Consider the following 23068-nt stretch of genomic DNA (forward strand, 5'->3'; position numbering starts at 1 on the left):
GGCGTTCACTCGTTGCGCAGCACCTCCGCCGCGGTCAGCCGCCCGGCCCGCCGCGCCGGGACCAGCGCTCCCAGCACCGCGATGACGATCCCGGCGAGGGCCAGTCCCGCCAGGGCCGGGGCCTGCCACACATCGGTCATGTACGAGGGCAGGGTGATGTCCACGGCGTCCGCCATGCGCGGTACGACCATCCGGTGCCCGGCGACGCCGAGCGGCACCCCGAGCAGGGAGCCGAGCGCCCCGAGCACCGCCATCGAGGTCACCTTCATCACCGTGACCTGGGCCGGAGTCATGCCGATCGACTTCAGCATGCCCAAGTCCCGGCGGCGGTCGCGGGTGTTGAGGACGACCGTGTGGAAGACGCCGAGGGCGGCGACCAGGGCCAGCAGTGTGGTGAGCGCGGCGGCCGAGCCGACGACGGTCTGCGTGACGGAGTTGGGGCCGGTGAGGGCCGGTGACAGGCCCCGGTCGGCGGCGCGCGCGGCGCGGGCGTAGGCGTCCGCGTCGGCTCCGGGGCGCAGCAGCACGTGGTAGGCGATGGGGTCCTCGTCCGGTGCCAGTGCCCTCAGCGTCCGCCAATCTCCCACGATCATCCGGGAGTTGGTCTGCATCACCTCCCCGACCACGCGTACCCGTTCGCTCCGTCCGCCGCGCTCCAGGCGCACGGTGTCGCCGACGCGCAGTCCGTTCTGCCGTAGGAAGGCCGATCCTGCGACGATCTCGCCGGGGGCCCGGTGCCAACGCCCGTCGGTGAGCATGTCGTCCAGGCGCGGCCGGTCACCCCGGCGCCCTTCGAGCATCACCTCCTGCGCGGAGCCCGCCATCCCGACCTCGACATCGGCCCGCGCGGTGACCTCGCGCGCCCCCGGCAGCCCGGCGAGCAGTTCGTGCAGGGCGCGGTCGCCGTGCTCGGGGCGGATCTCGCGGCCGTCCTCGTGTGCGCCGACGTACACCGTGAGGTCGTAGGCGCCGCGCCCCGCGTTGCCGAAGCGGTCCATGGTGGTGGCGAGGCCGGTCGCGAAGGTGACGGTCGCCGCGCCGAGGACGACGGCGGCGAGGGTGAGCGCGCTGCGTCCCGGCCGGGCGAACGGCAGCCCCATGCCGAGGCTCACCGGCCGGGGCAGCGGGCTCCCGGCCAGCCTCCGCTGGACGGCGAGCGCCCGCCCGGCGCGGGGCGCGCTGCCCGCGCTGATGGCCCGCGCCGCCGACATGCGGTGGGCGCGCAGTGCCGGGGCGAGCGCGGCCAGGACGCAGACGGCGGGCATGCCGAGCAGGGCGACGGCGTTCACCCAGGGGGCGATGGACACACTGCCGTGCAGGATGCCGGCGTCGGGCCCGGAGAAGACGAAGTCGAAGAAGGGGCGTGCCAGCAGGTTGCCCGCCGCCGCGCCGAGGGCGCAGCCCAGCACGGACGGGACGGAGATCATCGTGAGGTAGACGGCGACGACCTGACCGGGCGTGAACCCGATCGACTTCAGTACGCCGATGTGCCGGAACCCGGAGATCACGGCGCCGCTGACGACGTTGCCGATGATGAGCACGGAGACCGAGATCCCGAGCACGCCGAAGGCCATGAGGTAGGGCGTGTACGCGCGGGCCGAGCCGCTCACCCGCTCCTTGAGTCCGAGGTAGGTGCGGGCGGCGGTCAGGGCGTCGGCGGGGAGTTCCTCGGTGACCGTGGCGAGTCCGGCGCGCAGGCGGTCCTCGGAGGACGTGCCGTCGGTGAGGCGCAGCAGCAGTTGGGACGCCCGCGGGGCGAGGGCGTCGGCCTGGCCGGGGGTCACCCAGGCGTCGGCGGTGCCGCTGAGGCCGTAGGCGAAGCCGACGACGGTGAGGCGGGGGCCCGAGGGGATGGTGAGGGTCTTGCCGAGGTCGTCGGGGGCCCAGTCGCGGTCCCGGTTGAGGACGACCTCGCCGGGCCGGGTGGCCCAGCGTCCCGCCCACACGTCGAGCCGGTCCACGTCGGCGTCGGGGTCGGCGCGTCCGACCACGGTGATCTGCCGTCCGAGGCCGAAGGTCATGGCGTCCTGCGGCAGGGCGACGGAGGCTTCCGGATACGGGCCCGCGACGGCCTCGACGCCGGGCTGCCGGGCCGCCCGCGCGAGCGCCGCGTCGGAGGCGGCGGCGCGGTCGAAGGAGGCGACGACATGAGGGCCGCGCTGCTGGGCGAAGGCCTTGTCGAAGGGGGCGGAGGCGGCGTCGACCAGGCCGAGGGCGACCACGAGCGCGGCCGTGGAGGTGAGGGTGACCAGGGCGATCACGGTCGTCTGGAGCAGGCGCCGCCGTACGGCCGCGCGTGCGGTCCGCCACACGGCCCTCATGCGGACGGCTCCAGGGTGTGCTCGCCGGTGACCCGGCCGTCGGCGAACTCGACGATCCGGCCGGCGCAGCGCCTGGCCAGGTGCTCGTCGTGGGTGACCAGGATGAGTGTCTGGCCGATCTGGTTGAGGTCGATCAGCAGGTCCATCACCTGTTCCCCGGACCGGCTGTCCAGGGCGCCGGTCGGCTCGTCGGCGAGCAGCAGCGCGGGACGGTTCATCAACGCCCGCGCCACGGCGACGCGTTGGCGTTCGCCGCCGCTGAGGAGCGCCGGGTAGGCGTTGCGCCGGTCGGCGATGCCGAGTTCCTCGAACAGCTCCAGGGCGCGGCGGCGGGCCTGGCGGGCCGGGGTGCCGGTCAACTGGGCGGCCAGGGCCACGTTGTCGAGCGCCGAGAGGTCGTCGATGAGGTTGAAGAACTGGAAGATCATGCCGATCCGCCGCCGCCGGTACAGGGCGAGCTGCTTCTCGGACAGCTCGCCCACGTTCTCCCCCTGCACGACGACGGACCCCGCGGTCGGCCGGTCGAGCCCGGCGATCATGTTGAGCAGCGTCGACTTGCCGCACCCCGAGGGGCCCATCACGGCGACGGCCTCCCCCGCGCCGATCCGCAGTGACACCCCGTCCAGTGCCGTGGTCTCGCCGTACTCCTTGCGCACTCCGTCGAGTTGAACGACGGCCCCGCTGTCCTGTGCTGTCATGCCGAGGACGCTACGGCGCACCGGCGGAGCGGACATCCCTCCGGGGATGGCACCTGGGGCGGCTGCTCATCCCGGGGATGCAGGGCGCTGCATCCCCCGGCCGATGCGCGGGCGGCGGACGTCTGCGAAGGTGGACCCGTGTGGGAGTCGACGGCGTTGGTCACGGGGTGGGTCGCGGTGGTGTGCCTGGCGGTGGAGCTGGTACGGACCCGGCGGCGCTGGCGGGCGGCCGTCGGGGAACGCGGCTGGCTGCTGGAACGGGAGCGGGAGAACGCGGCGCAGGCGGCGGTGGAGGCCGAACGGGACCGTATCGCCCGCGAGTTGCACGACATCGTGAGCCACAACGTCAGCCTCATGGTGGTGCAGGCCGGGGCGGCGCGCGAGGTGCTCGGCACCATGCCGGACGAGGCGGTGACGGCGCTGCGCGCGGTGGAGGACGCGGGCCGCGGGGCGATGACGGACCTGCGGCATCTGCTGGGCGTCCTGGCCCCGGCACAGGACGGCGCGGACGGCGAGGACGGCGGCCCGGGGAGCACGGCCCCGCAGCCGGGACTCGACCGGCTCGGCACCCTCGTCGACCGGATCTCCTTCGCCGGGCTGCCGGTCGAGGTGCGGATCTCCGGGGAGCCGCGCCCGCTGCCGCAGGGGGTGGACGTGACGGCGTACCGCATCGTGCAGGAGGCCCTCACCAACGCGCTGCGGCACGGCGACGGCGGCAAGGCCGAGGTGACCGTGCGGTACGCGGACCACGCCCTGCGGGTGGAGGTCCTCAGCACCGGCCCGAGCGTGCTGACCGGCCAGGCCCCGCCCCCGCCGACCCGGCAGGGGACGGGACGCGGGCTGCTGGGACTGCGCGAGAGGGTCGCGGTGTACGGCGGTGACCTGGACGCCCGACGGCGCCTCGGCGGCGGTTTCCGGGTCCGCGCGCGCATCCCGCTGGACCGGCCGTGACGGCGCCCCGGGTACTGGTCGTCGACGACCAGACGCTGATCCGCACCGGTTTCCGGCTGATCCTCACCGCGCGCGGCATCGAGGTGGTGGGCGAGGCCGCGGACGGCGCCGAAGCGGTGTCCGCGGCGCGGGAGTTGCGGCCGGACGTCACCCTGATGGACATCCGCATGCCGACGATGGACGGCCTGGAGGCGACCCGCCGTATCCTCCAGCACCTGCCGGACTGCCGGGTGTTGATGCTGACCACCTTCGACCTGGACCACTACGTCTACACGGCCCTGTCGATGGGCGCGAGCGGCTTCCTCCTCAAGGACGTCACGCCCGAGCACCTGGCGTCCGCGGTACGCCTGGTGAACACCGGCGACGCCCTGCTGGCCCCCTCCATCACCCGCCGCCTGGTGGAGCGCTTCGCCGACACCGCGCCCGCGCCGCCGCCCCCCGCCCTGTCGAACCTCACCCCCAGGGAACGGGAGGTCCTGGCCCTCCTCGGCCGGGGGCTGTCCAACACGGAGCTGGCCGAGCACCTCACCCTCAGCGAGGCGACGGTGAAGTCCCATGTGGCCCGTATCTTCGCCAAACTGTCCCTGCGCGACCGGGCGCAGGCGGTGGTGCTGGCGTACGAGACGGGGCTGGTGAAGCCGGGATCGGTGTGAGACGCCGGATACCCTAGACCCCTTAGTTTCACGGCTAGTACCACCAGCATCCGGAGGGAGCCCCATGGCCCGCGCGGGTCTCACCGCCGACCGCGTCACCGCGGCCGCCGCCGACCTGGCCGACGAGGTCGGCTTCGAGAAGGTCAGCCTGTCGGCGCTGGCCCGGCACTTCGGCGTCAAGGACGCGAGCCTGTACTCCCACGTCCGCAACCTTGAGGACCTGCGCACCCGGATCGCGCTGCTCGCGGGCGGGGAGCTGATCGACCGCATCGCGCTGGCGGTCGCGGGCCGGGCGGGCAAGGACGCGCTCAGGGCCTTCGCCGACGCCTACCGGGAGTACGCCCTGGAACACCCCGGCCGCTACGCCGCCACCCAGATCCGCGTCGACCAGGCCCTGATCGCCGACACCCCGGCCCTGCGCCGCACCGCCGAGATCACCTACGGCGTGCTGCGCGCCTACGGCCTGGACGAACCCGATCTGACGGACGCCGTCCGCCTGCTGCGCAGCACCTTCCACGGCTACTGCGCCCTGGAGTCGGCGGGCGCCTTCGGCGCGCCCAGGGACGTACGGGCCTCCTGGGACCGCGCGGTGGAGGCACTGCACGTGGCACTGGAGCACTGGCCGAAGCGGGAACAATCAGTCGGCGGCCCTGGCTAGCGCTTGCACCTCGGCGTACGTGGGCGCCGCGCCGCGCGGGCTCCGGCCGGCGCGGATCCCGGTGGCCGTCTCCACCGCCGCGGCCAGTGCGCGCCGGTAGAGCAGTGAGCCGAGGCTGACGCGGTGCACGCCGAGGTCGGTGAGGTGCGCGAGGGTGGGTCCGGTGGGCGAGTAGAGGATGTTCAGGGGGACCTGGACCTGGCGGACGAGGGCCGCGATGCGCGCCGGGTCGGTCAGGCCGGGCACGAACACGCCGTCCGCGCCCGCCTGTTGGTAGGCGTCCAGGCGGCGGAGGGTGTCGCGCTCGTCCCCTTCGCCGAGCCAGTGCGTGTCGGTGCGCGCGTTGACGAAGAGGTCCGGTGCCGCCGCCTTCACGGCCGCGATCTTCGCCGCGTGCACCGGCACCGGGCCCAGTCCGTCCTCCAGGTTCAGACCGACGGCCCCGACAGCGGCCAGTTGCCGGGCGAACTCCCCCACCTCGTCCGGGTCGTCGCTGAAGCCGCCCTCCGCGTCGACGGAGAGCAGGAACGGCCCGCTGCCCAGGGTGAGGGCCAGCCGCAGCGTCTCGTCCTGGGTCGCCGAGGCACCGTCCGGCAGCCCCGCCCCCGCGGCGACGGCGAGGCTCGTGGTGGCGACGGCCGGGAAGCCCTCGGCGGCCAGCGCCAGGGCGGAGGCGTGGTCCCAGGCGTTGGGGAGGAGCAGCGGCGCGCCGGTGCGGTGGAGGCGGGCGAAAGGCGTCATGAGGGCACCGTAGGGCCGGGTCGCTTCGGTACCGGCCGAACCGTCGCGCCCTCAGCCGCCGCTCGTCACCTCCACCCGGCCGTCCTCGATCCGCATCCGGCTCTCCCCTCCGCCCGCCCAGCGCACCAGCAGGCCCCCCTCGCCGTCCGGGCTCACCTCGGCCAGCCGGGACAGGTCCGCCGGTTCCGGTTCCGCCGTCAGGCGGGCCAGCGCCACGAAGAGGGCCGGGGTGTCGCCCACCGTCCCGGTGAGGGCGCCCGTCAGACCCAGGGCCGGGGTCAGGTCGGCGCGCAGCTCGGCGGGCGGCGACCAGCCCGTGACCCGGATCTCCGTACCGGCTTCCGCCCCCGCCACCAGATACGCCCTGACCTCCACCGCGCCCCGCACCAGCACCGCGCAGGTGACCCGGGCGCCGCGGGCCGCGGTGTGTCGGGAGGCGGCCCAGCCCGGGCCGGTGCCCAGGGGTTCGATGGCGGTGCGGCTCGGGTCGCCGTCGACGAGGACGCTGTTGTCGCCGGACGGGGAGGGCCCGGTCGCCGTGGAGTAGGCGAGCCGGGAGTAGTAGGGGTCGTAGTCGGGGTGCTCGCTGCCGTGGTTGTGGAGGCGGACCAGACCGTCGGCGGTGGTGGACTGCAGCAGCCAGTTGGGCGGGGCGACGGGGTACGCCGCGTCCGGGCCCTCCGCCGGGGCCGGTTCCTCCGGTGCCGTCCAGACCTCGTGGTCCGCGGGGAGCAGCAGGCCGAGGAAGCCCTTGCTCGCCCAGTACGGGGACGCGGGGCCCGAGTAGTTCTGCAGCACCGCCGGGTTGGGACCGTGCCAGCCGAGGGTGAGCAGGCCGTGCTCGTCCAGCGCGCCGCGCTCCAGGAAGTGGCGCAGGGCGCCGGAGGCGAGGCGGCGGGTGCGGCCCGGGGGCAGCGGGGTGCGGCCGGTGAGGGCGCCGAGCCACAGCGGGGCCGTGGTCGCGAAGCGGTACGTCAGGGAGCGGCCCTGGTGCATGGGGGCGCCGTCGGCGGCGAACAGGCGCTCGTAGTCGGTCAGATGACGGTGCAGGCGGCGGCCGTAGAGGTCCAGCAGCCCGGCGTCGTCGGCGAGCCAGGCGTGCAGCACCGGGTAGAGGTGCATCGCCCAGCCGTTGTAGTAGTCGAACTTGCGGCCGTCGCCGTCGGTGTACCAGCCGTCGCCGAGGTACCACTGCTCGATGCGTTCCAGACCGCGGTCGATCGCCTTGCGCGACGCCTCCGGTTCGTGGCCCACCGACTCCAGGAAGCCGCCGACGGTCACCGGGAACAACTCCCAGTTGCACGGCCACGGTTCGGCGGTGAGGGCGTCGCCCAGCCATGCCGCGGCGCGCTGCCGTACCCGGTCGTCGAGGCGGTCCCACAGCAGCGGCCGGGTCAGCCGCAGGGCGAGGGCGATGGAGGCGGCCTCCACCAGCGGCTGGCTGCGGTGCCGCACCTCGGGCCAGACGCCGGCGGTACCGGCGGCGAGCCCGTCGGCGTAGCGCTCCAGTGCCGTCTCGTCACGGCGGAAGGCGGCCAGCAGGAGCGTACGGGCGTACCCCTCCAGGCCGTCGGAGAGCCGCCCGGACCAGCTCTGCCGGTCCCCTGGCAGGTGGTAGAGGGCGCGGTCGGCGGTGGCGTACGGCTCCACGGCGGCCAGCAGCGCGTCGGCGGCCGCCTCCCAGTGGGCGCGGGTGTAGCCGGTGCGGGGGCTGAGCGCGCGGTCGTCGGGGGGCAGGTCCATCAGCAGGCGTTCCTTCCAGCAGTGGCCTGGGGCGCCCCGGTTCCGGTCGGGACGCCCCAGGGGTTCATCCCACCCGCACCAGGCCCCTGGGCACCAGACCCTGGGCGAGCAGTTCGTCGCGGACGATCCCGGCGTAGGCGGTGGCGCCGCGCTCCGAGGTGTGGGTGTTGTCCCGTTTCTCGTTGTAGAGGTACAGCGCCTTGGAGCCCTCGACGCCGAGCGACTCGACGAGGGCCTTGGTGCGTGCGGTGAGGTCGACGAGCGGGACGTCCCGGTCGGCGGCGACCGCGCGGACGACCGCCGGGTGGTCCACCCCGAGTCCGTTGACCAGCAGGGCGGTGCCGTTGTTCAGGGTGCCGTCGGCGTTGAACCAGCGCCGCACGACCGGGGTGACCAGCACCGGCCGGCCGCCCCGCTCGCGGACCCCGGACACCAGGGGTTTCCAGGTTGGCGCGGTAGGTGGCCCCGTCGGTCGTCTTGTCGTTGTGCGCGAGCTGGATCAGTACCAGGTCGCCGCGCCGGATCCGCGGCCGGACCGTGTCCCACAGCCGGGGGTCGGCGAGATAACTGACCGTGCTCTCCCCGGAGTCGGCGTAATTGGCCACCGAGACTCCCTGGCGCAGGTACTGCGGGAGCTGCTGGCCCCAGCCGGTGTAGGGGTCGCCGGGCTGGTCGCAGACGGTGGAGTCGCCGATGAGGAAGATCTGCCGGGTGTGCCGGGCGGGGGTGACCCGGATGTCGGCGAGCGCGGGTGCCGAGCCGCCGATCGCCAGGTCAAGTCCGGGAGTTCCGTCGGGTCCGGTCGGTTCGCCCTCGGGGGTGCGGACGTCGACGGTGAAGGAGCGGGCGACGCGTGCCCCGGCGGGCGCGGCCGTCTCGGGGAGCAGGGCACGGCGGGTCTCGCCGCCGATGGCGGTGCTGGAGGCGGCCGGGCCGCCGAGGAGCACCCGTACGTCATAGGTGCCGGGCGGCAGGTCGAAGTGGCAGGCGGTGGCGGTGCAGTGGTCGATGTCCCGCACCGGCGCGGCGGCCTGCGCGGGCCCGGCGGTCAGGGCGGTGCTCAGCGTCACCGCCGCCAGTACGGCGATGTCGAAACGTCTCACTCGCGGCTCCTCCGTCACGTCCGGCGCGATGGCCGGTCCTGGTGCCGGACCGTACCGCCGATCGGCAAGCGCTTTCTAGATCCATACCGCAACTGACTGAATATCCAACACCAAACGTGCGCAAGCCCTTTCGCAAAATCGATTCAACTGTCAGCCTCGGACCCACCGGCAACCCCCACACCTCCCGAAAGGGGCACCCCCCATGCCCGCATCCGGACCGGTCGCCCGCCGTACCCTCGTCCTCGGCGCCGCCGCGGCGGCAGGCACCGCCGCCCTCGGCGGCACGGCCAGCGCCGCCGCCTTCGGCTGGAGCGACGACGGCGCGAACTACGTCATCGACACCGGAGCCCAACTGGTCTTCAAGGTCGGCAAGTCCAACGGGGATCTGACCTCGCTGGTGTACCGGGGCGTGGAGTATCAGGGCTACGGCGGCAAGAACTCGCACATCGAATCCGGTCTCGGCTCCTCGACCGTGACGATCGGTCAGTCCGGCTCGACGATCCTGGTGTCCGTCACCCACGGCACACTCCGGCACTACTACGCGGCCCGCAGCGGCGAGAACAACATCTACCTGTGGACCAACAAGGCCGACACCTCGGTCTCCGCGACCCGCTTCATCCTGCGCGTGAGGGCGGGCCTCTTCCTCAACGACGAGCCCGACTCCTACACCTACGCCCCCACCGCAATCGAGGCCTCCGACGTCTTCGCCAAGCCCGACGGCCAGACCCGCTCCAAGCACTACTCCAAGCTGCGCGTGGCGGACTACACCCACGTCGGCTGGTCGAGCGGCGGTGTCGGCCTGTGGATCGTGCGCAGCAACCACGAGAAGGCGTCCGGCGGCCCGTTCTACCGCTCCCTGCTGCGCCACCAGAGCGCCGACGGAGGCGGTCTGTACGAGATCCTCTACTACGGCCAGAACCAGACCGAGCCCGAGCGCTTCGGCCTCCAGGGCCCCTACGTCATCGCCCTGACCGACGGCGGCGCCCCCTCCGCGTCACTGTTCCCCGGCACGCTCACCACCCCGTGGGCGGACTCCCTCGGCATGGCGGGCTACGTCGGCGCGAGCGGCCGGGGCCGGGTCGCCGGGGTCGGCATCACCGGCCGCGACACTGCGTACGCGTACACCGTGGGCCTCGCCAACTCGGCCGCCCAGTACTGGGGTTCGGCCCGCGCCTCGGACGGCTACTTCTCCATCCCCGGAGTACTGCCGGGCACGTACACCCTGACCGTGTACAAGGACGAACTCGCCGTCCACACCGGCACGGTGACGGTCACCGCGGGCACGACCACCACCCTCAACACGATCGCGGTCCCCGCCTCCAACGACCCCTCGAACGCGACCGCGATCTGGCGGATCGGCGACTGGACCGGCACCCCCCGGGGCTTCAAGAACGCCGAACTGATGACGTACGCCCACCCCTCCGACGTACGGGCCGCACCCTGGACCGGGAACGTGGTGATCGGCAGCGGGACGGAAACCTCCGCCTTCCCCTGCTACCTCTGGAAGGACGTCAACAGCGGAATCGTCGTCTACTTCCGGCTCACCGCCGCCCAGGCAGCCGCCGCGCACACCCTGCGCATCGGCGTCACCACGGCCTACGCCAACGGCCGCCCCCAGGTCGTCGTCAACGACACCTGGACCTCCGCCATCCCCTCCCCGCCCACCCAGCCCGGCACCCGGTCGCTGACCAACGGCTCCTACCGCGGCAACAACCACACCTTCACCTACAGCGTCCCGGCGTCCGCCTGGCTGGCGGACACCGGCGCCTACAACACGCTGCGGATCAATGTGGTGAGCGGTTCGGGGACGACGTCCTACCTCAGCGCCGGCACCTCCATCGACGCGATCGACCTGCTGGCCTGACGAACCATGTCAACTCCCGCGCGTCCACTGCTGATTGGCGCCCCCGTTGCAGGAGTAGGTGATGAGGGCCGCGGAGTTGGCGGTGGACGCGCCGCTGACGTCGAGGCACTCCCCGCTCGCGCGGGAGACGACGTTCACGTACGAGCCGGTCGTGGTCACCGACCACTGCTGGGCGGCCACCGAGGCGGCGCAGTCCTCCTGGGTCACCGTGCTCGCGTTCTCCCGCAGACACAGGGAGCTGTGCCGCGCCACCAGCTGGTAGTAGCCGCCGCCCACCGGCTTGAACCAGTACTTCTGGTTGTTCCCGCCGTTGCAGTCCCACTGCTTGATCTGCGCCCCCCGCCACTGCGACTGACTGGTGACATCGGCGCACTTGCCGGAGTGCCGGGCGATGAGCGTCTGGTACGTGGCACTGACCCCGCTCACCGTTCCGGCGGCCGTGTCGACGGTGACCTCCGGGGTCCAGGACATCGACAGCGTCGTGGCGGTCGGGAAGTTCAGCGGCAGCCACACATAGCGGGAGTCGTTGACGGTCCCGCCGAAGGAGTTGCCCCAGCGGTCGCCGAGGTAGAGGTAGGAGGTGCCCGAACTGCCCTGCACGGGAAGGACGTAGGCGGTCTGCGAGCCGTAGGCCGTGGAGTCGCCGACGTCGGTCATGGCGGTCCAGGGCCCGGCGAGGGAGGTGGCGGTGGCGTACTGCTGCTGGTTGGGGTTCCAGCCGGTGGCGCCGGAGGTGAGCATGAAGTAGACGCCGCCCCGCTTGAACAGCGCCGGTGCCTCCCGGTGGCCGCCGTGCCAGGGGTCGGCGACCAGGGCGGCGATGCCGGTGTAGTCACTGGTCAGGCGGTAGATGTGCAGGTCGTAGTTCTCGCGCGCGGCGGAGACCATGTAGCCGGTGCCGTCGGTGTCGACGAAGACCGTGATGTCGCGGGACATGTGGCCGAGCGGGCGGAAGCTGCCCTGCCAGGTGTAGTCGCCGTCCACGGTGTCGGAGACGGCGACCGCCGCGCGCGCCTCGCCGTAGTCGATGCCGTTCTCCTTGTGCATCCACATCACGAACTTGCCGGTGGCCGCGTTGTACATGACCTTGGGCCGCTCGATGTTGGCGGTGGCCAGCTCCGGATCGGTCGCCTCGGTGAGGACGTGGTTGCGGAACTCCCAGTTCTTCAGGTCCGTGGAGCGGTACGCGGAGACGTACCGGAAGGTGTTGTCGGCGTTGCGGTTCTCGCCGAACCAGTAGTAGTACGCGCCGACCTTGACGACCCCGCCGCCGTGGGCGTGCACGGGGTTTCCCGAAATGTCGGTGAACTGGGTGCCGTTGACGACCGTGTGGGGCGCCGCCTGCGCGGGCCCGGCGAGGCCGAGGGCACCGGCCAGCGCCAGACAGAGGGCGAGCAGGATCGCGTACGCACGGTGGAGGTGTTCGCGGCTCATACGGACTGCCTCTCGAAGGGTGGGGGAAGGTCCGCGGCGACTGTTCGAAATTACGTACAGCATCTGCAATCCCGAACGCCGAAAAGGTAAGGGTGTGGCGGAGAGAGGTCAACGGGTCCGACGGGACAAGCGCGAGCGATCGTTTCCCGCCGCCGCGAGGCAGCCCCACGCCGGGCCAACTGACCTGCACAGCGCAGGAAAGAGCATTGCGGCCCAACTCAACGAATGATGAGATCAAACTCATGACGGAACAGAACGTCGTCGTGGACGACGAGGTCGAGGTGTTGGTCGTCGGGGGCGGACCGGTCGGGCTCACCGCCCGCATCATGCTGGAGCGCTGGGGCGTCAGCACGCTCCTGGTCGAGAAGTACCGTGAGCTGTCCCCGTTCCCCCGGTCCAGGCTGGTCAATGTGCGCTCGATGGAGATCCTGCGCGGGCTGGGCCTGGACGAGAAGGTCGAAAGCAGCTCCTTCCGACGGGAGTTCGGCCAGATCCGCTTCCGGGAGACCCTGGACAGCCCCGACTTCGCCGGGGAGGACTGGGTCGGGGTGAAGACACCGGTGCCGGAGAGCCCGGTGCTCGGGGTGGTCACCACCCAGGACCGACTGGAACCCCACCTCCTGGGCGGCGCCTCCACGCCGATGCGTTTCGGCGCCGAACTCGTCGACCTGACCGAGGAGTCGGACGCGGTCCTCGCCCGGATCCTGGACCACGAGCACGGCGGCCACCGCCAGGTCCGCGCCCGCTACCTGATCGCCGCGGACGGCGCGGGCTCCACGGTCCGGCACCTGCTGGACATCGGCACCGACGGCCCCGGCAGGATCGCCGACGTGACCACCCTCGTCTTCGACGCGGACCTCGACCCCTGGTGCGCCGAGTACCCGGCAGGCGTCTACTTCCTCACCCACGGCTCCCTCATCCCCCTCTACCCCGAGGGCGGTTGGGCGTGGGTCGGCCCGACCCCCGAACCCGCCGAGCACGACGACTGGCCGGGCTATCTCAACCGCCTCTTCAACATGCGCGAGAAGGTGGCGATCAAGATGCTGCGGGTGCAGCACTGGGAGATGAAGGCGTTCGTCGCCGAACGGTTCCGGCACGACCGGATCCTGCTGGCCGGCGACGCCGCCCACGCCGTCCCCGTCACCGGCGGCCTCGGCATGAACGCCGGTATCGCCGACGCGCACAACCTCTGCTGGAAACTCGCGGGCGTCCTGCGCGGCTGGGCCGCCCCGGGCCTGCTGGACACCTACGGCCCCGAACGCCGCCCCGTCGCCGAACGGACCCTGCGCCAGGCGGTCGCCAACGCCCAGCTCATGTTCCAGGTCCAGGCCCGGCGCCAGGAACAGCTCCAGACCGGGGCGGAACCCTCGGAGCGGATCGAACTGCCGTGGTCCGAGCGGTACTTCGCACAACTCGGGCTCGTCCTCGGCGTGGCCTACGACTCCGACGCCGTACTCCCGGACGGTACCGAACCTCCCGAACCGGAGGACCCGGCGACCGACTACATCCCCACCGCCCGCCCCGGCCACCGCATGCCCCACTTCCCGCTCGGCGTGAACCGCTCCTCGCTGGACGCGCTGGGCGAGTGGTTCACCCTGCTCACCCCCGACCCCGACGGCTGGGCCGGACAGCTCACCTCACCCTGGCCGCTCCGGGTCGAACGTCTCACCCCGGCCCACCTGGACACCTGCGGCCTGGGCCCGCGGGGAGCACTGCTGGTCCGCCCGGACGGCCATGTGGCGGCCCGCTGGGCGGACGGCCCACGGACGGACTCGACGGTGCGCGAGGCACTGGAGGCGATCACCGGAGTCGACGCGACCGACTGATCTCACATGCTGTACACGCAGTCCATTGACCGGACACCATGAACCACCCGCACACCCCGTCGACTAATGTCATGACATGACCAGCGACACCAGCCTCGCCCAGGCCCTCTCCACCGGTCCCGTCGTCCTCGACGGCGGGATGTCCAACCAGCTGGAGTCGGCCGGGCACGACCTCAGCGACGAGCTGTGGTCGGCACGGCTGCTCACCGAGCGGCCCGAGGCGATCACCGAGGCGCACCTCGCCTACTTCGAGGCAGGCGCGGACGTGGCGATCACCGCCAGCTACCAGGCCACCTTCGAGGGCTTCGCACGGCGCGGAATCAGCCGCGAACGGGCGGCCGAACTGCTGGCGCTGAGCGTGGAGTTGGCCCGGGAGGCGGCCCGCCGCGCCAAGGCGGAGCGGCCCCTGTGGGTGGCCGCCTCCGTCGGCCCCTACGGCGCGATGCTCGCCGACGGCTCCGAGTACCGGGGCCGCTACGGCCTCACCGTCGACGAACTGGAGCGCTTCCACCGCCCCCGCCTCGAAGTCCTGGCCGCCGCCGCTCCCGACGTGCTCGCCCTGGAGACGGTCCCCGACGCCGACGAGGCAAAGGCCCTGCTGCGCGCGGTACGCGGACTCGGCGTCCCGGCCTGGCTGTCGTACTCCGTCACCGGCGACCGCACCCGCGCGGGCCAGCCCCTGGAGGAGGCCTTCGCCCTGGCCGCCGAGGCGGAGGAGATCATCGCGGTCGGCGTCAACTGCTGCGCGCCGGAGGATGTCGACGGCGCGATCCGCACCGCGGCCCGCGTGACCGGCAAGCCGGTCGTGGTGTACCCGAACAGCGGGGAGAGCTGGGACGCCGAGTCCCGAAGCTGGCGCGGGGAGTCCCGGTTCACCCCGGCTCAGGTGAGGGGTTGGCGGGAGGCCGGTGCGCGGCTGATCGGGGGGTGTTGCCGGGTGGGGCCGGGGGCGGTTTCGGGGATTTCCGGGGTGGTGCGGCGCGGGGACTGATCAGGCGTCCGCCCGTCGCCCAACTCGACGCTGCGCAACTCCCCCAGCCGCCGCAGCCGCGTGAGGAAGACCTCCGCGGCGCTCCCGTTCGTCACCCGTCCCCCGGAAGGCCCACTTTCCAGCTGTCCCGCCGTCCAGTGCGCACGACTGGACGCCGCCGAGTCCAGGCGGCCCGATCAGGCACGCGGCCGGTCCGCACGTCCAGTCGTCACGGGCGGTCGCGGGACGGAGGGCGGGACAACGAGGTTGGGCGGCACGTCGTTCGTTCCGTGAGGGAGTTCTTGTGCACGCATGTGGTCAGTGCCGCCGTACCGCCCCGGGCAGCCGCAGTCGTCGTACGACCGAGCGGAGTTCCGTCCCTCGCAGAGGTGAGGCGGTGGCGGCGGCTGTCGGGTCCGCCGGTGTCGTGGAGGTGGGGTCGGCGGCCCAGAGGGCGAGTTCGCGGTCGCGGGGGCCGTAGACCGTGTGGGGGTCGCCCTCGCCGAAGACGCGGACGGGGTGACTGGGGTCCCAGTGCTCCCAGCCGGGGTCGCCGGTCTCGACGAAGCGGACCCAGGCGCGGTGCATCGCCTCGGAGAGTTCGGGCGGGGCGCCGTCGCCGGCGAGCTTGACGGACTCGGGGGTCTCGCCGGTGCCGAAGACGAAGCCCAGCTCCAGGGCGTGGCAGGCGCCGAGGCCGGGGCGGTTGGAGGGCCAGGCGAACTCGTACACACGGGTGGTCTCGGGGCGGGCGTCGGCCAGGCGGTGCACGGGGACGCGCAGCAGGTGGTCGGTGACCATCTGGCCGACGATCTCGGCGGTACCGGCCTCGGGGTGCAGGGCGCGGTAGCCGCGGGGCACCTCGTGCCCGCAGTGGCAGCGGGCCATCGCCCCGGCCAGCGCCACGGGTCCGAGCCGGTCGACCCGCTCCACCAGGCCGCCGGGCACCAGCCACAGCCGGTACTCGTCGCGGGTCCACCCGGCCATCAGATCGACCCCGCGTGCGGCCCCGCCCTCGGTCAGGGCGGTCAGCGGGTCGCGCGGCACGAGGTCGCCATCCTCGACGATCCCGAAAGCGGGACCGCCGAGCACCGGGCTGCTGAGCCTGCCCACGTCGGCCTGGGTGCGCAGCAGCAGTTCCCGGTCGACCTCGGCGAAGGCGGCGGCGGTGGCCGGGATCTTCAGCCGGGCGGCCATCCGGCGCACCATCCGGCGCACCTTGTCCCGCTCGGACACCTCGGGCGGCCCGCTCTGCAGAATCGCCCGCCTGACCAGCCCCTGCGCCTGCGGGGCGGCGAGCAGCGCCCCGGCGCTGATGGCCCCGGCGGACTGTCCGGACAACGTGATCCGCTCGGGGTCGCCCCCGAAGGCGCCGATCGCCTCGCGCACCCACTCCAGGGCGGCGAGCTGGTCCCGCAGTCCCGGGTTGGCGGGGACGTCGGGGAACAGCCCGTATCCCTCCACACCCAGCCGGTAGTTCACCGAGACCAGCACGATCCCGTCCCGGGCGAAGTGCCGCCCGTCGTAGACCGGCACGGCGGACGAGCCCCTGGTCAGCGCGCCCCCGTGCAGCCACACCAGGACGGGGAGCCGCGTCCCCGGGTCCGGCTCGGGGGTCCAGACGTTCAGGTTGAGGCAGCCGTCGCCCGCCACCACAGGGTCGGAGAGGTACTGCGCGAAGGCCTCCGAGTACGGCGGTTTCGGCGCCGTGGGCCCGAAGGCACCGGCGTCGCGCACGCCGCCCCAGGGCTCCGGCGGCAGCGGCGGCCGGAACCGGCGGGGACCGAAGGGGGGCGCCGCGTACGGGATGCCGCGGAACACCGCGATGCCCTGCTCGTACCTGCCACGCACAGCCCCGTAGGGGGTGCTGACCACGGGTTGCGTCCGGTTCGCCGCCATGCGCCCACCAGCCCTTCGCCACGCTTCCGCACCGTTCACATCAGAGCATCACATCGCCCGAATGTATTCCGGTACAGGGCGTCAGCGCTCGGCCACTCGGGGTACCCGGGTGCGGCGGGACGCGTGCACGACCGATTGACCACCGCTTCCCGCCGGATCTACGGTGGACCCCCGATAGAATGCGCTTTCTACAACCGTCCGTCACTCCCCGGTCCCGCTCAGCTGCGTGCAAGCGTGTAGGAGACCCATGCCAAGTCCTCAGCCGCCAAGAGCCGTGTTCGCGCTGGATCCGGTGCATCTCCCCCAGCTCTTCCCACCGCCTCTGATGGCCCGCCTGCGCCGCACGGCCGACCTCGACCCGGCACTGGTGGTACGCGACTTCACCGACCCGTCGGTCGCCGGCGCGCTGGCCCGGGCCGACGTACTGATCACCGGCTGGGGCTGTCCCCACCTGGACGCCGATGCCCTGGCCGCCGCGCCCCGCCTCCGCGCGGTCCTGCACTCCGCCGGCTCGGTGCGCTCCCTGATTGGCGACGCGGTGTGGGAACGGGGTATCGGCGTCTCCAGCGCGGTCGCCGCCAACGCGCTGCCCGTGGCGGAGTACACACTCGCGATGATCCTGCTCACCGGGAAGGACGCGTTCACGCAACGCGACCGCTACCGCGCCACCCACACCCAGCCCTCCCCCACCGAAACGGCCCACATCGGCAACGTAGGCCGCCGGGTCGGCATCATCGGGGCATCGCGAGTGGGACGCCGGCTCCTGGAACTGCTCCGCCCGTTCGACTTCGAGGTGCTGCTGCACGACCCGTACGTCAGCGAGCCGGAGGCGGCGGCACTCGGCGCGCAACTCGTCACGCTGGAGACCCTGCTGAGCCGCAGCGACATCGTGAGCCTGCACGCCCCCGACCTGCCGGAGACGCACAGGATGCTGGACGCACCCCGCCTGGCCCTGATCCGCGACGGAGGAGTACTGATCAACACGTCCCGGGGGGCGTTGATCGACCAGGAAGCCCTCACCCAGGAACTGATCAGAGGCCGCCTACAAGCAGTACTGGACGTAACAACTCCAGAACCACTCCCCCCAACCGACCCCCTCTACGACCTCCCGAACGTATTCCTGACCCCCCACATAGCAGGCTCCCTGGGCAACGAACTGACCCGCCTGGGCCACATAGTCACCGAGGAGTTGGAACGCGTAGCGACCAACTCCCCCTTGAAACACGCGGTAACCCAATCAGACATGACCCGGGTGGCATAAAAACCCGGCCCACAACAAACCCCAAACCAACGGCACGGGCCCACCAAGGCCCACAAAAACGCAGGCCACCGGCCGGGAGGGAGCCGGAGGGGCGCGCCGTTGTCGGGAGGGCATGGGGGCACCTCCCGCGCGAGCGAAGCCGAGCGTGGGGGAGCGCGGAGGCCCGAAGGGCTGAGCACGATCGCCGTCCCGACAACGGCACAGAGCGCCCCGCAGGCGACCGACCCATCCAACACAGAGGTGACTTGATGGTGCGTACGGGCAGTGCGGCCGCCGGGCCGACCCTGGCGGTCGTCGCCCGTGAGGCCGGGGTGTCGGTGCCGACCGCCTCCAAGGTGGTCAACGGACGGGAGGACGTCGCGCCCGAGACCCGCAGACGGGTCACCGAGGCCCTGGACCGGCTCGGCTACGTCCGCCGTCCCCGTTTCGACGCCGTCCGCGCGCCGGGCCTGGTCGACCTGGTCGTGCACGCGCTGGATACGTCCTGGTCCGGCACGGTGCTGCACGGGGTGGAGTCGGCGGCGCGGGACGCCGGTCTGGACGTGGTGGTCTCGGCCGCGCGCCCGCGCCCGACCGGTGGCCGCACGGAGCGGGGCTGGCAGGAGAAGGTGACCGCGCGCGGCTCCGCGGGGGTGCTGTTGTACCTGCCGGATCTCAGCGCCGCCCAGTACGCCCGGCTGGAGCAGCATCGCATCCCGTTCGTGCTGATCGACCCGGAGCAGGAGCCGCCGCCGGGCGTGGTGTCGGTGGGCGCGGCGAACTGGCGGGGCGGGGTGACGGCGGCCGAGCATCTGCTGGCGCTGGGCCATGAGCGGATCGGTGTGGTGGCGGGCCGTCGGCGCACGTTGGCCGGTGACGCGCGGGTGGCGGGGTACCGTTCGGCGCTTGCGTCGGCCGGGGTGCGGCATCGGCCGGAGTACGTACGCTTCACCGGTGCCGAGGACTGTCAGGCGCACCGTCGCACTTTGGAGTTGCTGGATCTGCCCGAGCCGCCGACGGCGGTGTTCGTGTGCTCGGACCGGCTGGCGCACGGGGTCTACGCGGCCTTGGCGGAGCGCGGGTTGAGGGTCCCGGAGGATGTGAGTGTGGTGGGCTTCGACGATCTGCCGGAGTCCCGCTGGATCACTCCGGCGCTCACGACGGTCCGCCAGCCGCTGTCGGAGATGGCGGCGACGGCGCTGCATCTGCTGGTGCGGATGATGGACGGGGACCGCCCGGAGAGCACGCGTACGGAGTTGTCGACGCGGCTGGTGGAGCGGGCGAGCACGGCACGGCCCCGGCTCAGGGCGTGATGCCCGCCGCCCAGGCGATGCCGCCCTTGAGGTGGGCGCGGAAGCGGGGATCCCCGTATGCCTCGGCCGTGTGCCCGAGTGCGGTGTAGAAGACGCGCCCGGTGCCCTGTTCGCGGCTCCAGGCGAGCGGGTGGTCGTTGCCCATGCCGCCGCCCCGGTACGACGACTCGTCGGCGCGCAGCAGCACCCGGACCGTTCCTCGGGGGTTGGCCCGGAAGTCGTACCACTCGTCCGTGAAGTCCCAGGCGGGCGGCAGCTGGCGGGTGGCCGGGTGGTCGGTGTCCTCGGTCAGGACGCGTCCGGGCTGCAGCTCGGGGTGGCGGTCGAAGCGGGCGCCGAGCAGTTGCCCGTAGTAGGGCCAGCCGTACTCGGTGCAGGCCGCGGCGTGCACACCGGCGAAGCCGCCGCCCTGCTCGATGTACGCGGCCAGCCGCTCCCGCCCGGCCGGCGTCAGCACCTCACCGCTGGTGGAGAGGAAGACGACGGCGCGGTACGCCTCCAGGGGCGCGGCGAAGGCGTCCGGGTCCTCGGTGTGTTCGATGTCGAACGCGCCCAGCGCGCGCAGGCAGTCGACGCCGGCCGGGATGGAGTCGTGCCGGTAGTCGGCGGTACGGGTGAAGACGAGCAGCCGTGGACGCATACCGAGAGCCTAGGCCCGTCAACACCGTTGGCGGTTGGGTCGGTTCGGGGTTCGGGTGTCGGCGGCCGCCACGACAATGCGTGCATGACCGATGACTGGCGGCAACGCATCGACGCGCTCCAGGAGGAGCTGATCCGCCGTGACGACCCCGCCGCCTGGGTGCGGGAGGCGGACGCGGTGGACGCCTCGCTGCGCTATCCCCATCTCGCGTTGCGCGGCCCGGTGTTCGGCGTCGCCGTGCAGGACCCGGCCGAGGGGCCCGGGTGGCGGCTGCTGAAGCCGGTGGTGGATCCGATGCCGCAGGTGGCCCGGGACGGCCTGAACTCCCATCTGTGGTTCACGGCCAAGGACGGCACGGACGATCCGGCGGTACGGCGGGAGTTGCTGGCCGCGGTGGCGGTGCTGGACGAGAAGCCGGTGAACGAGGTGACGGTGTGCGGGGTCCGCTACCGGGTGGTGCGTGCCGACGAGTTCTCCCGGGGCGACGGCGAGAACCTGGAGCCGCCCAGGCCCACGGACCCCGAACCGGCGGACCGGTCCTGGGAGCGTCCGCGCCGTCAGCCGTCCGTCCCGGACGTGGGTTTCGTGCTGGACCCGGGGCACGACGAGGGTCCGATGGCCGGGGCGATCCGGCTGGGCCTGCGCTCCTTCGTGTACTCCGGCGACCGCGTGCCGGACCCGGTGCGCGCCGACTCCCGGCAGGCGGTGCGCTCCCACCCGGACGTCGTCCTGCTGCCGACGGCGTTCGGTGTGGTCGAGTACGGCGCGGCCGGCTGGGAGCCGGCCGGCGGTCTCGCGCCGACCCCGCACGATGCCCGGCGCCAGCTCTACGACGGCATGTCGGAGGTGTGGGCGGTGCTGTACCAGTACGACGACACGACGCGCTCCCTGTACGCCGAGGCCGCCGAGCGGTTCCGGTCCCTGGGCCGGGCCGACGAGGTGTCCGTGGCGGGCCGCCGGTTCCGGCTGTGCCGGGTCGAGCGGATGCTGCGTATGGGCCCGGACGGCCCGGAGCCGGTCCGGGCGTCCGACCACGACGAGTACGGGCCGATGCGACTGCATCCGCCGATGGACGAGTTCGGGAGGATCACGGAGGAGTGACGACGGGGGCGACCGGGGACTGCCCGCTCACCTCGTGGCGCCCTGGTCACCCCCCCTCACCCCGTGGCGCCCCAGTCACCACCCCCTCACCCCGTGGCGTTCTGATCGTTGAGCGGAGCCCCGTCACCGGTCGCCGGCAGGTCGCCCCGCTCTACCGGTTCGCTGCCGCCGCCCCCGCGCTCCCCGGCGGGCGGCAGTAGGGTGTCCAGTTCGGCGTCCGACGGCCGGTGCACGGCCTCGGCGGCCTCCCGGAGCACGTCACGGGAAATGCCCTCGCCCGAGACGCGTACGACATGCCCCTTCTTCGGTACGGCGTACTCCTGGCCCCGGTACCAGGCGTCGCCCTCCTTCTCGCAGGGCGCGCTCGCGCCCTCGGCGCAGGTCTCGGCGGTCATCGTGCCGCGGTCCACCGACAGGTGGAGCTGGGCTCCGGTCTTCCGGGAGACGTACACCGCGGAGAAGCCGTCGTCGCCGAGGACTCCCACGGACTGCTGGGCGAGGGTGAAGCCGGGGGCCTCGGTGACGTAGACGTGTTCCGGCGCGATACCCAGCGCCGAGGCGCGGGCGGCGAGTTCGGCCTGGTCCGCGGCCTGTTCGGCGGCCGGGTCCGCGGCCGGGTCCGTGGCTTTCTCCGACCCGCAGCCGGTGAGCAGGAGGGAGGACAGGAGCAGGACGGACAGGACACCCCGTTGGTTGATCATGTCGCTCATCCTGCCGCACACCTGTTCCGCCGGGACAGGCCGTCCGCATAGCCTCGAACCCGATGAACACGATCCCGGCCCTGCTGGACCATCTCGTTTTCGCCACCCCCGATCTGGCCGCGACGGTCGCCGACTTCGCCCGCCGTACGGGTGTCACCCCCGCCCCGGGCGGCGCCCACGAGGGCCGGGGCACACGCAACCACCTGGTGGGACTAGGCGGCCGCGCCTATCTGGAGATCATCGGGCCGGACCCGGAGCAGACCGACCCGGGCACCCCGCGCCCGTTCGGCGTAGACACCCTTCCCGCTCCGCGCACGATCACCTGGGCGATCAGTCCGCCCGACCTGGACGCGGCGGTCGAGCGGGCCCGCGCTCACGGTTACGACCCCGGGCCGGTCGTTCCCATGAGCCGGCGCCGTCCCGACGGCACGCTGCTGCGCTGGCGGCTCACCGACGGCGCCACCGCCCACCCCTCCGGCCTGGTGCCCTTCCTGATCGACTGGGGCGGGTCCGCGCATCCGACGGACTCGGACCTGCCGACGGTGCCGCTGCTGTCGGTCTCCGCGGCCGCGCCGACGCCGGAGGAGATCCGGTCCCTGCTGGCAGTGCTCGGCACCGGCCTCCCGGTGGCCGAGGGCCCGGTCGGCATGTCGTTCGCCCTGGACTCCCCGGAGGGACCCGTGACCTTCGGCTGAGCCCCGAGCCCTGAGCCCCGCGCGCGGCGGTCTCTCCTTCCATTCCCCCGCACCCCGCCGTGTCCGTGTCCGTTTCCTTCAAGACCCCGCCCCCGCCGCTGCCTACCGTGGCCCCATGACTCCGCGATTCGATGCCCTCGGCCTCGTTGTCTCCGACATGGCCGCCGCCGTCACCTTCTACCGCCGCCTCGGCTTCGAGTTCCCCGAGGGGGCCGAGTCCGAGTCGCACGCCGAGGCTCCCCTGCCCGGCGGGCTGCGGCTGATGCTGGACACCGAGGAGACGGCCCGATCCCTCAACCCCGGCTGGCAGCCGCCCACCGGAAGCGCCCGGCACGCGCTGGCTCTGCGCTGCGACAGCCCGGCCGAGGTCGACACGGTCTACGAGGACCTCGTCGGCGCCGGGTACCACGGCGAGTTGAAGCCCTGGGACGCCTTCTGGGGCCAGCGGTACGCCGTCGTGCACGACCCGGACGGCAACGGCGTCGACCTGTTCGCCCCACTGACTCCGGCCCAGTAG

Annotated in this window: 19 protein-coding genes and 1 pseudogene; 11 read left to right on the forward strand and 9 right to left on the reverse strand. The window is 72.8% G+C overall.

Features of this window, described 5'->3' with window-relative positions; translation table 11 throughout:
* Positions 1-5 precede the first annotated feature (5 nt).
* Both GA0115233_RS04275 and GA0115233_RS04280 read right to left on the reverse strand, forming a co-directional pair.
* Entirely contained in the window at positions 6-2321 is a 2316-nt protein-coding gene (locus GA0115233_RS04275; RefSeq protein WP_093718711.1) for an ABC transporter permease, read from the reverse strand.
* Positions 2318-3019: an ABC transporter ATP-binding protein gene (locus GA0115233_RS04280; protein WP_093718712.1), complete on the reverse strand. Its 702-nt coding sequence runs from the start codon at positions 3017-3019 to the stop codon at positions 2318-2320. The genes GA0115233_RS04275 and GA0115233_RS04280 overlap by 4 nt, the downstream gene beginning before the upstream one ends.
* A 138-nt stretch (positions 3020-3157) precedes the next feature.
* On the opposite strand from GA0115233_RS04280, the gene GA0115233_RS04285 reads away from it, so the two are divergent.
* From GA0115233_RS04285 to GA0115233_RS04295, 3 genes are all read left to right on the forward strand, one after another.
* Positions 3158-3970, forward strand: a complete 813-nt coding sequence (locus tag GA0115233_RS04285; protein ID WP_093718713.1) for a sensor histidine kinase — start codon at positions 3158-3160, stop codon at positions 3968-3970.
* Positions 3967-4623: a response regulator gene (locus GA0115233_RS04290; RefSeq protein ID WP_093718714.1), complete on the forward strand. Its 657-nt coding sequence runs from the start codon at positions 3967-3969 to the stop codon at positions 4621-4623. The genes GA0115233_RS04285 and GA0115233_RS04290 overlap by 4 nt, the downstream gene beginning before the upstream one ends.
* Before the next feature lie 64 nt (positions 4624-4687).
* Positions 4688-5281, forward strand: coding sequence for a TetR/AcrR family transcriptional regulator (locus tag GA0115233_RS04295; protein ID WP_093718715.1), 594 nt, complete (start codon positions 4688-4690; stop codon positions 5279-5281).
* Here the strand turns inward: GA0115233_RS04295 and GA0115233_RS04300 are convergent.
* The 3 genes and pseudogenes from GA0115233_RS04300 to GA0115233_RS04310 form a co-directional block, all read right to left on the reverse strand.
* Entirely contained in the window at positions 5261-6022 is a 762-nt protein-coding gene (locus GA0115233_RS04300) for an isocitrate lyase/PEP mutase family protein (RefSeq protein WP_093718716.1), read from the reverse strand. The two genes, GA0115233_RS04295 and GA0115233_RS04300, sit on opposite strands and share 21 nt — an antisense overlap.
* 51 nt (positions 6023-6073) lie before the next feature.
* Positions 6074-7765 carry a DUF2264 domain-containing protein gene (locus GA0115233_RS04305; protein ID WP_093718717.1) on the reverse strand — a complete coding sequence of 564 codons (1692 nt, stop codon included), beginning with the start codon at positions 7763-7765 and terminating at the stop codon, positions 6074-6076.
* Positions 7766-7829: 64 nt separating this feature from the next.
* A pseudogene (locus GA0115233_RS04310) lies at positions 7830-8868 on the reverse strand (rhamnogalacturonan acetylesterase).
* A gap of 202 nt (positions 8869-9070) precedes the next feature.
* On the opposite strand from GA0115233_RS04310, the gene GA0115233_RS04315 reads away from it, so the two are divergent.
* Entirely contained in the window at positions 9071-10732 is a 1662-nt protein-coding gene (locus GA0115233_RS04315) for a rhamnogalacturonan lyase B N-terminal domain-containing protein (protein ID WP_093718718.1), read from the forward strand.
* A gap of 9 nt (positions 10733-10741) precedes the next feature.
* On the opposite strand, the gene GA0115233_RS04320 is transcribed toward GA0115233_RS04315, so the two are convergent.
* The gene (locus tag GA0115233_RS04320) at positions 10742-12166 is read right to left on the reverse strand and encodes an RICIN domain-containing protein (RefSeq protein WP_093718719.1); all 1425 of its coding nucleotides are present in this window, start codon (positions 12164-12166) and stop codon (positions 10742-10744) included.
* Between the two features lie 242 nt (positions 12167-12408).
* Here GA0115233_RS04320 and GA0115233_RS04325 point away from each other — a divergent pair, with 242 nt between their 5' ends.
* Together GA0115233_RS04325 and mmuM are read left to right on the forward strand one after the other, a co-directional pair.
* Positions 12409-13992: an FAD-dependent monooxygenase gene (locus GA0115233_RS04325; RefSeq protein WP_176711638.1), complete on the forward strand. Its 1584-nt coding sequence runs from the start codon at positions 12409-12411 to the stop codon at positions 13990-13992.
* Between the two features lie 76 nt (positions 13993-14068).
* The gene (gene mmuM, locus GA0115233_RS04330) at positions 14069-14983 is read left to right on the forward strand and encodes a homocysteine S-methyltransferase (protein ID WP_093718720.1); all 915 of its coding nucleotides are present in this window, start codon (positions 14069-14071) and stop codon (positions 14981-14983) included.
* A 297-nt stretch (positions 14984-15280) separates the two neighbouring features.
* Here the strand turns inward: mmuM and GA0115233_RS04335 are convergent, their stop codons facing one another.
* Positions 15281-16861 carry a carboxylesterase/lipase family protein gene (locus GA0115233_RS04335; RefSeq protein ID WP_093718721.1) on the reverse strand — a complete coding sequence of 527 codons (1581 nt, stop codon included), beginning with the start codon at positions 16859-16861 and terminating at the stop codon, positions 15281-15283.
* A 247-nt stretch (positions 16862-17108) separates the two neighbouring features.
* Here GA0115233_RS04335 and GA0115233_RS04340 point away from each other — a divergent pair, with 247 nt between their 5' ends.
* Together GA0115233_RS04340 and GA0115233_RS04345 are read left to right on the forward strand one after the other, a co-directional pair.
* On the forward strand, positions 17109-18122 hold the full coding sequence (locus GA0115233_RS04340; RefSeq protein WP_176711639.1) for a hydroxyacid dehydrogenase: 1014 nt from the start codon (positions 17109-17111) through the stop codon (positions 18120-18122).
* Positions 18123-18370: 248 nt separating this feature from the next.
* On the forward strand, positions 18371-19414 hold the full coding sequence (locus GA0115233_RS04345) for a LacI family DNA-binding transcriptional regulator (RefSeq protein ID WP_093718723.1): 1044 nt from the start codon (positions 18371-18373) through the stop codon (positions 19412-19414).
* Here the strand turns inward: GA0115233_RS04345 and GA0115233_RS04350 are convergent.
* Positions 19404-20054 carry a ThuA domain-containing protein gene (locus tag GA0115233_RS04350; protein WP_093718724.1) on the reverse strand — a complete coding sequence of 217 codons (651 nt, stop codon included), beginning with the start codon at positions 20052-20054 and terminating at the stop codon, positions 19404-19406. The two genes, GA0115233_RS04345 and GA0115233_RS04350, sit on opposite strands and share 11 nt — an antisense overlap.
* 84 nt (positions 20055-20138) lie before the next feature.
* Between GA0115233_RS04350 and GA0115233_RS04355 the strand changes: the two genes are divergently transcribed.
* Complete coding sequence (locus GA0115233_RS04355; protein WP_093718725.1) at positions 20139-21155, forward strand: DUF5954 family protein; 1017 nt, start codon at positions 20139-20141, stop codon at positions 21153-21155.
* An 86-nt stretch (positions 21156-21241) separates the two neighbouring features.
* On the opposite strand, the gene GA0115233_RS04360 is transcribed toward GA0115233_RS04355, so the two are convergent.
* The gene (locus tag GA0115233_RS04360; RefSeq protein ID WP_093718726.1) at positions 21242-21856 is read right to left on the reverse strand and encodes a hypothetical protein; all 615 of its coding nucleotides are present in this window, start codon (positions 21854-21856) and stop codon (positions 21242-21244) included.
* Positions 21857-21918: 62 nt separating this feature from the next.
* On the opposite strand from GA0115233_RS04360, the gene GA0115233_RS04365 reads away from it, so the two are divergent.
* Both GA0115233_RS04365 and GA0115233_RS04370 read left to right on the forward strand, forming a co-directional pair.
* Positions 21919-22551: a VOC family protein gene (locus GA0115233_RS04365; RefSeq protein WP_093718727.1), complete on the forward strand. Its 633-nt coding sequence runs from the start codon at positions 21919-21921 to the stop codon at positions 22549-22551.
* Between the two features lie 115 nt (positions 22552-22666).
* Complete coding sequence (locus GA0115233_RS04370) at positions 22667-23068, forward strand: VOC family protein (RefSeq protein ID WP_093718728.1); 402 nt, start codon at positions 22667-22669, stop codon at positions 23066-23068.

The organism is Streptomyces sp. DI166, from assembly GCF_900091315.1.
Taxonomy (GTDB): domain Bacteria; phylum Actinomycetota; class Actinomycetes; order Streptomycetales; family Streptomycetaceae; genus Streptomyces; species Streptomyces fuscus.

Bases quoted from the DNA above. Each gene is read 5' to 3' on its own strand.
- GA0115233_RS04325 (WP_176711638.1), top strand. From the start codon at position 12,409: ATGACGGAACAGAACGTCGTCGTGGACGACGAGGTCGAGGTGTTGGTC.
- GA0115233_RS04275 (WP_093718711.1), bottom strand. From the start codon at position 2,321: ATGAGGGCCGTGTGGCGGACCGCACGCGCGGCCGTACGGCGGCGCCTG.
- GA0115233_RS04315 (WP_093718718.1), top strand. From the start codon at position 9,071: ATGCCCGCATCCGGACCGGTCGCCCGCCGTACCCTCGTCCTCGGCGCC.
- mmuM (WP_093718720.1), top strand. From the start codon at position 14,069: ATGACCAGCGACACCAGCCTCGCCCAGGCCCTCTCCACCGGTCCCGTC.
- GA0115233_RS04370 (WP_093718728.1), top strand. From the start codon at position 22,667: ATGACTCCGCGATTCGATGCCCTCGGCCTCGTTGTCTCCGACATGGCC.
- GA0115233_RS04350 (WP_093718724.1), bottom strand. From the start codon at position 20,054: ATGCGTCCACGGCTGCTCGTCTTCACCCGTACCGCCGACTACCGGCAC.
- GA0115233_RS04345 (WP_093718723.1), top strand. From the start codon at position 18,371: ATGGTGCGTACGGGCAGTGCGGCCGCCGGGCCGACCCTGGCGGTCGTC.
- GA0115233_RS04295 (WP_093718715.1), top strand. From the start codon at position 4,688: ATGGCCCGCGCGGGTCTCACCGCCGACCGCGTCACCGCGGCCGCCGCC.
- GA0115233_RS04300 (WP_093718716.1), bottom strand. From the start codon at position 6,022: ATGACGCCTTTCGCCCGCCTCCACCGCACCGGCGCGCCGCTGCTCCTC.
- GA0115233_RS04340 (WP_176711639.1), top strand. From the start codon at position 17,109: ATGCCAAGTCCTCAGCCGCCAAGAGCCGTGTTCGCGCTGGATCCGGTG.
- GA0115233_RS04305 (WP_093718717.1), bottom strand. From the start codon at position 7,765: ATGGACCTGCCCCCCGACGACCGCGCGCTCAGCCCCCGCACCGGCTAC.
- GA0115233_RS04355 (WP_093718725.1), top strand. From the start codon at position 20,139: ATGACCGATGACTGGCGGCAACGCATCGACGCGCTCCAGGAGGAGCTG.
- GA0115233_RS04360 (WP_093718726.1), bottom strand. From the start codon at position 21,856: ATGATCAACCAACGGGGTGTCCTGTCCGTCCTGCTCCTGTCCTCCCTC.
- GA0115233_RS04365 (WP_093718727.1), top strand. From the start codon at position 21,919: ATGAACACGATCCCGGCCCTGCTGGACCATCTCGTTTTCGCCACCCCC.
- GA0115233_RS04320 (WP_093718719.1), bottom strand. From the start codon at position 12,166: ATGAGCCGCGAACACCTCCACCGTGCGTACGCGATCCTGCTCGCCCTC.
- GA0115233_RS04280 (WP_093718712.1), bottom strand. From the start codon at position 3,019: ATGACAGCACAGGACAGCGGGGCCGTCGTTCAACTCGACGGAGTGCGC.
- GA0115233_RS04335 (WP_093718721.1), bottom strand. From the start codon at position 16,861: ATGGCGGCGAACCGGACGCAACCCGTGGTCAGCACCCCCTACGGGGCT.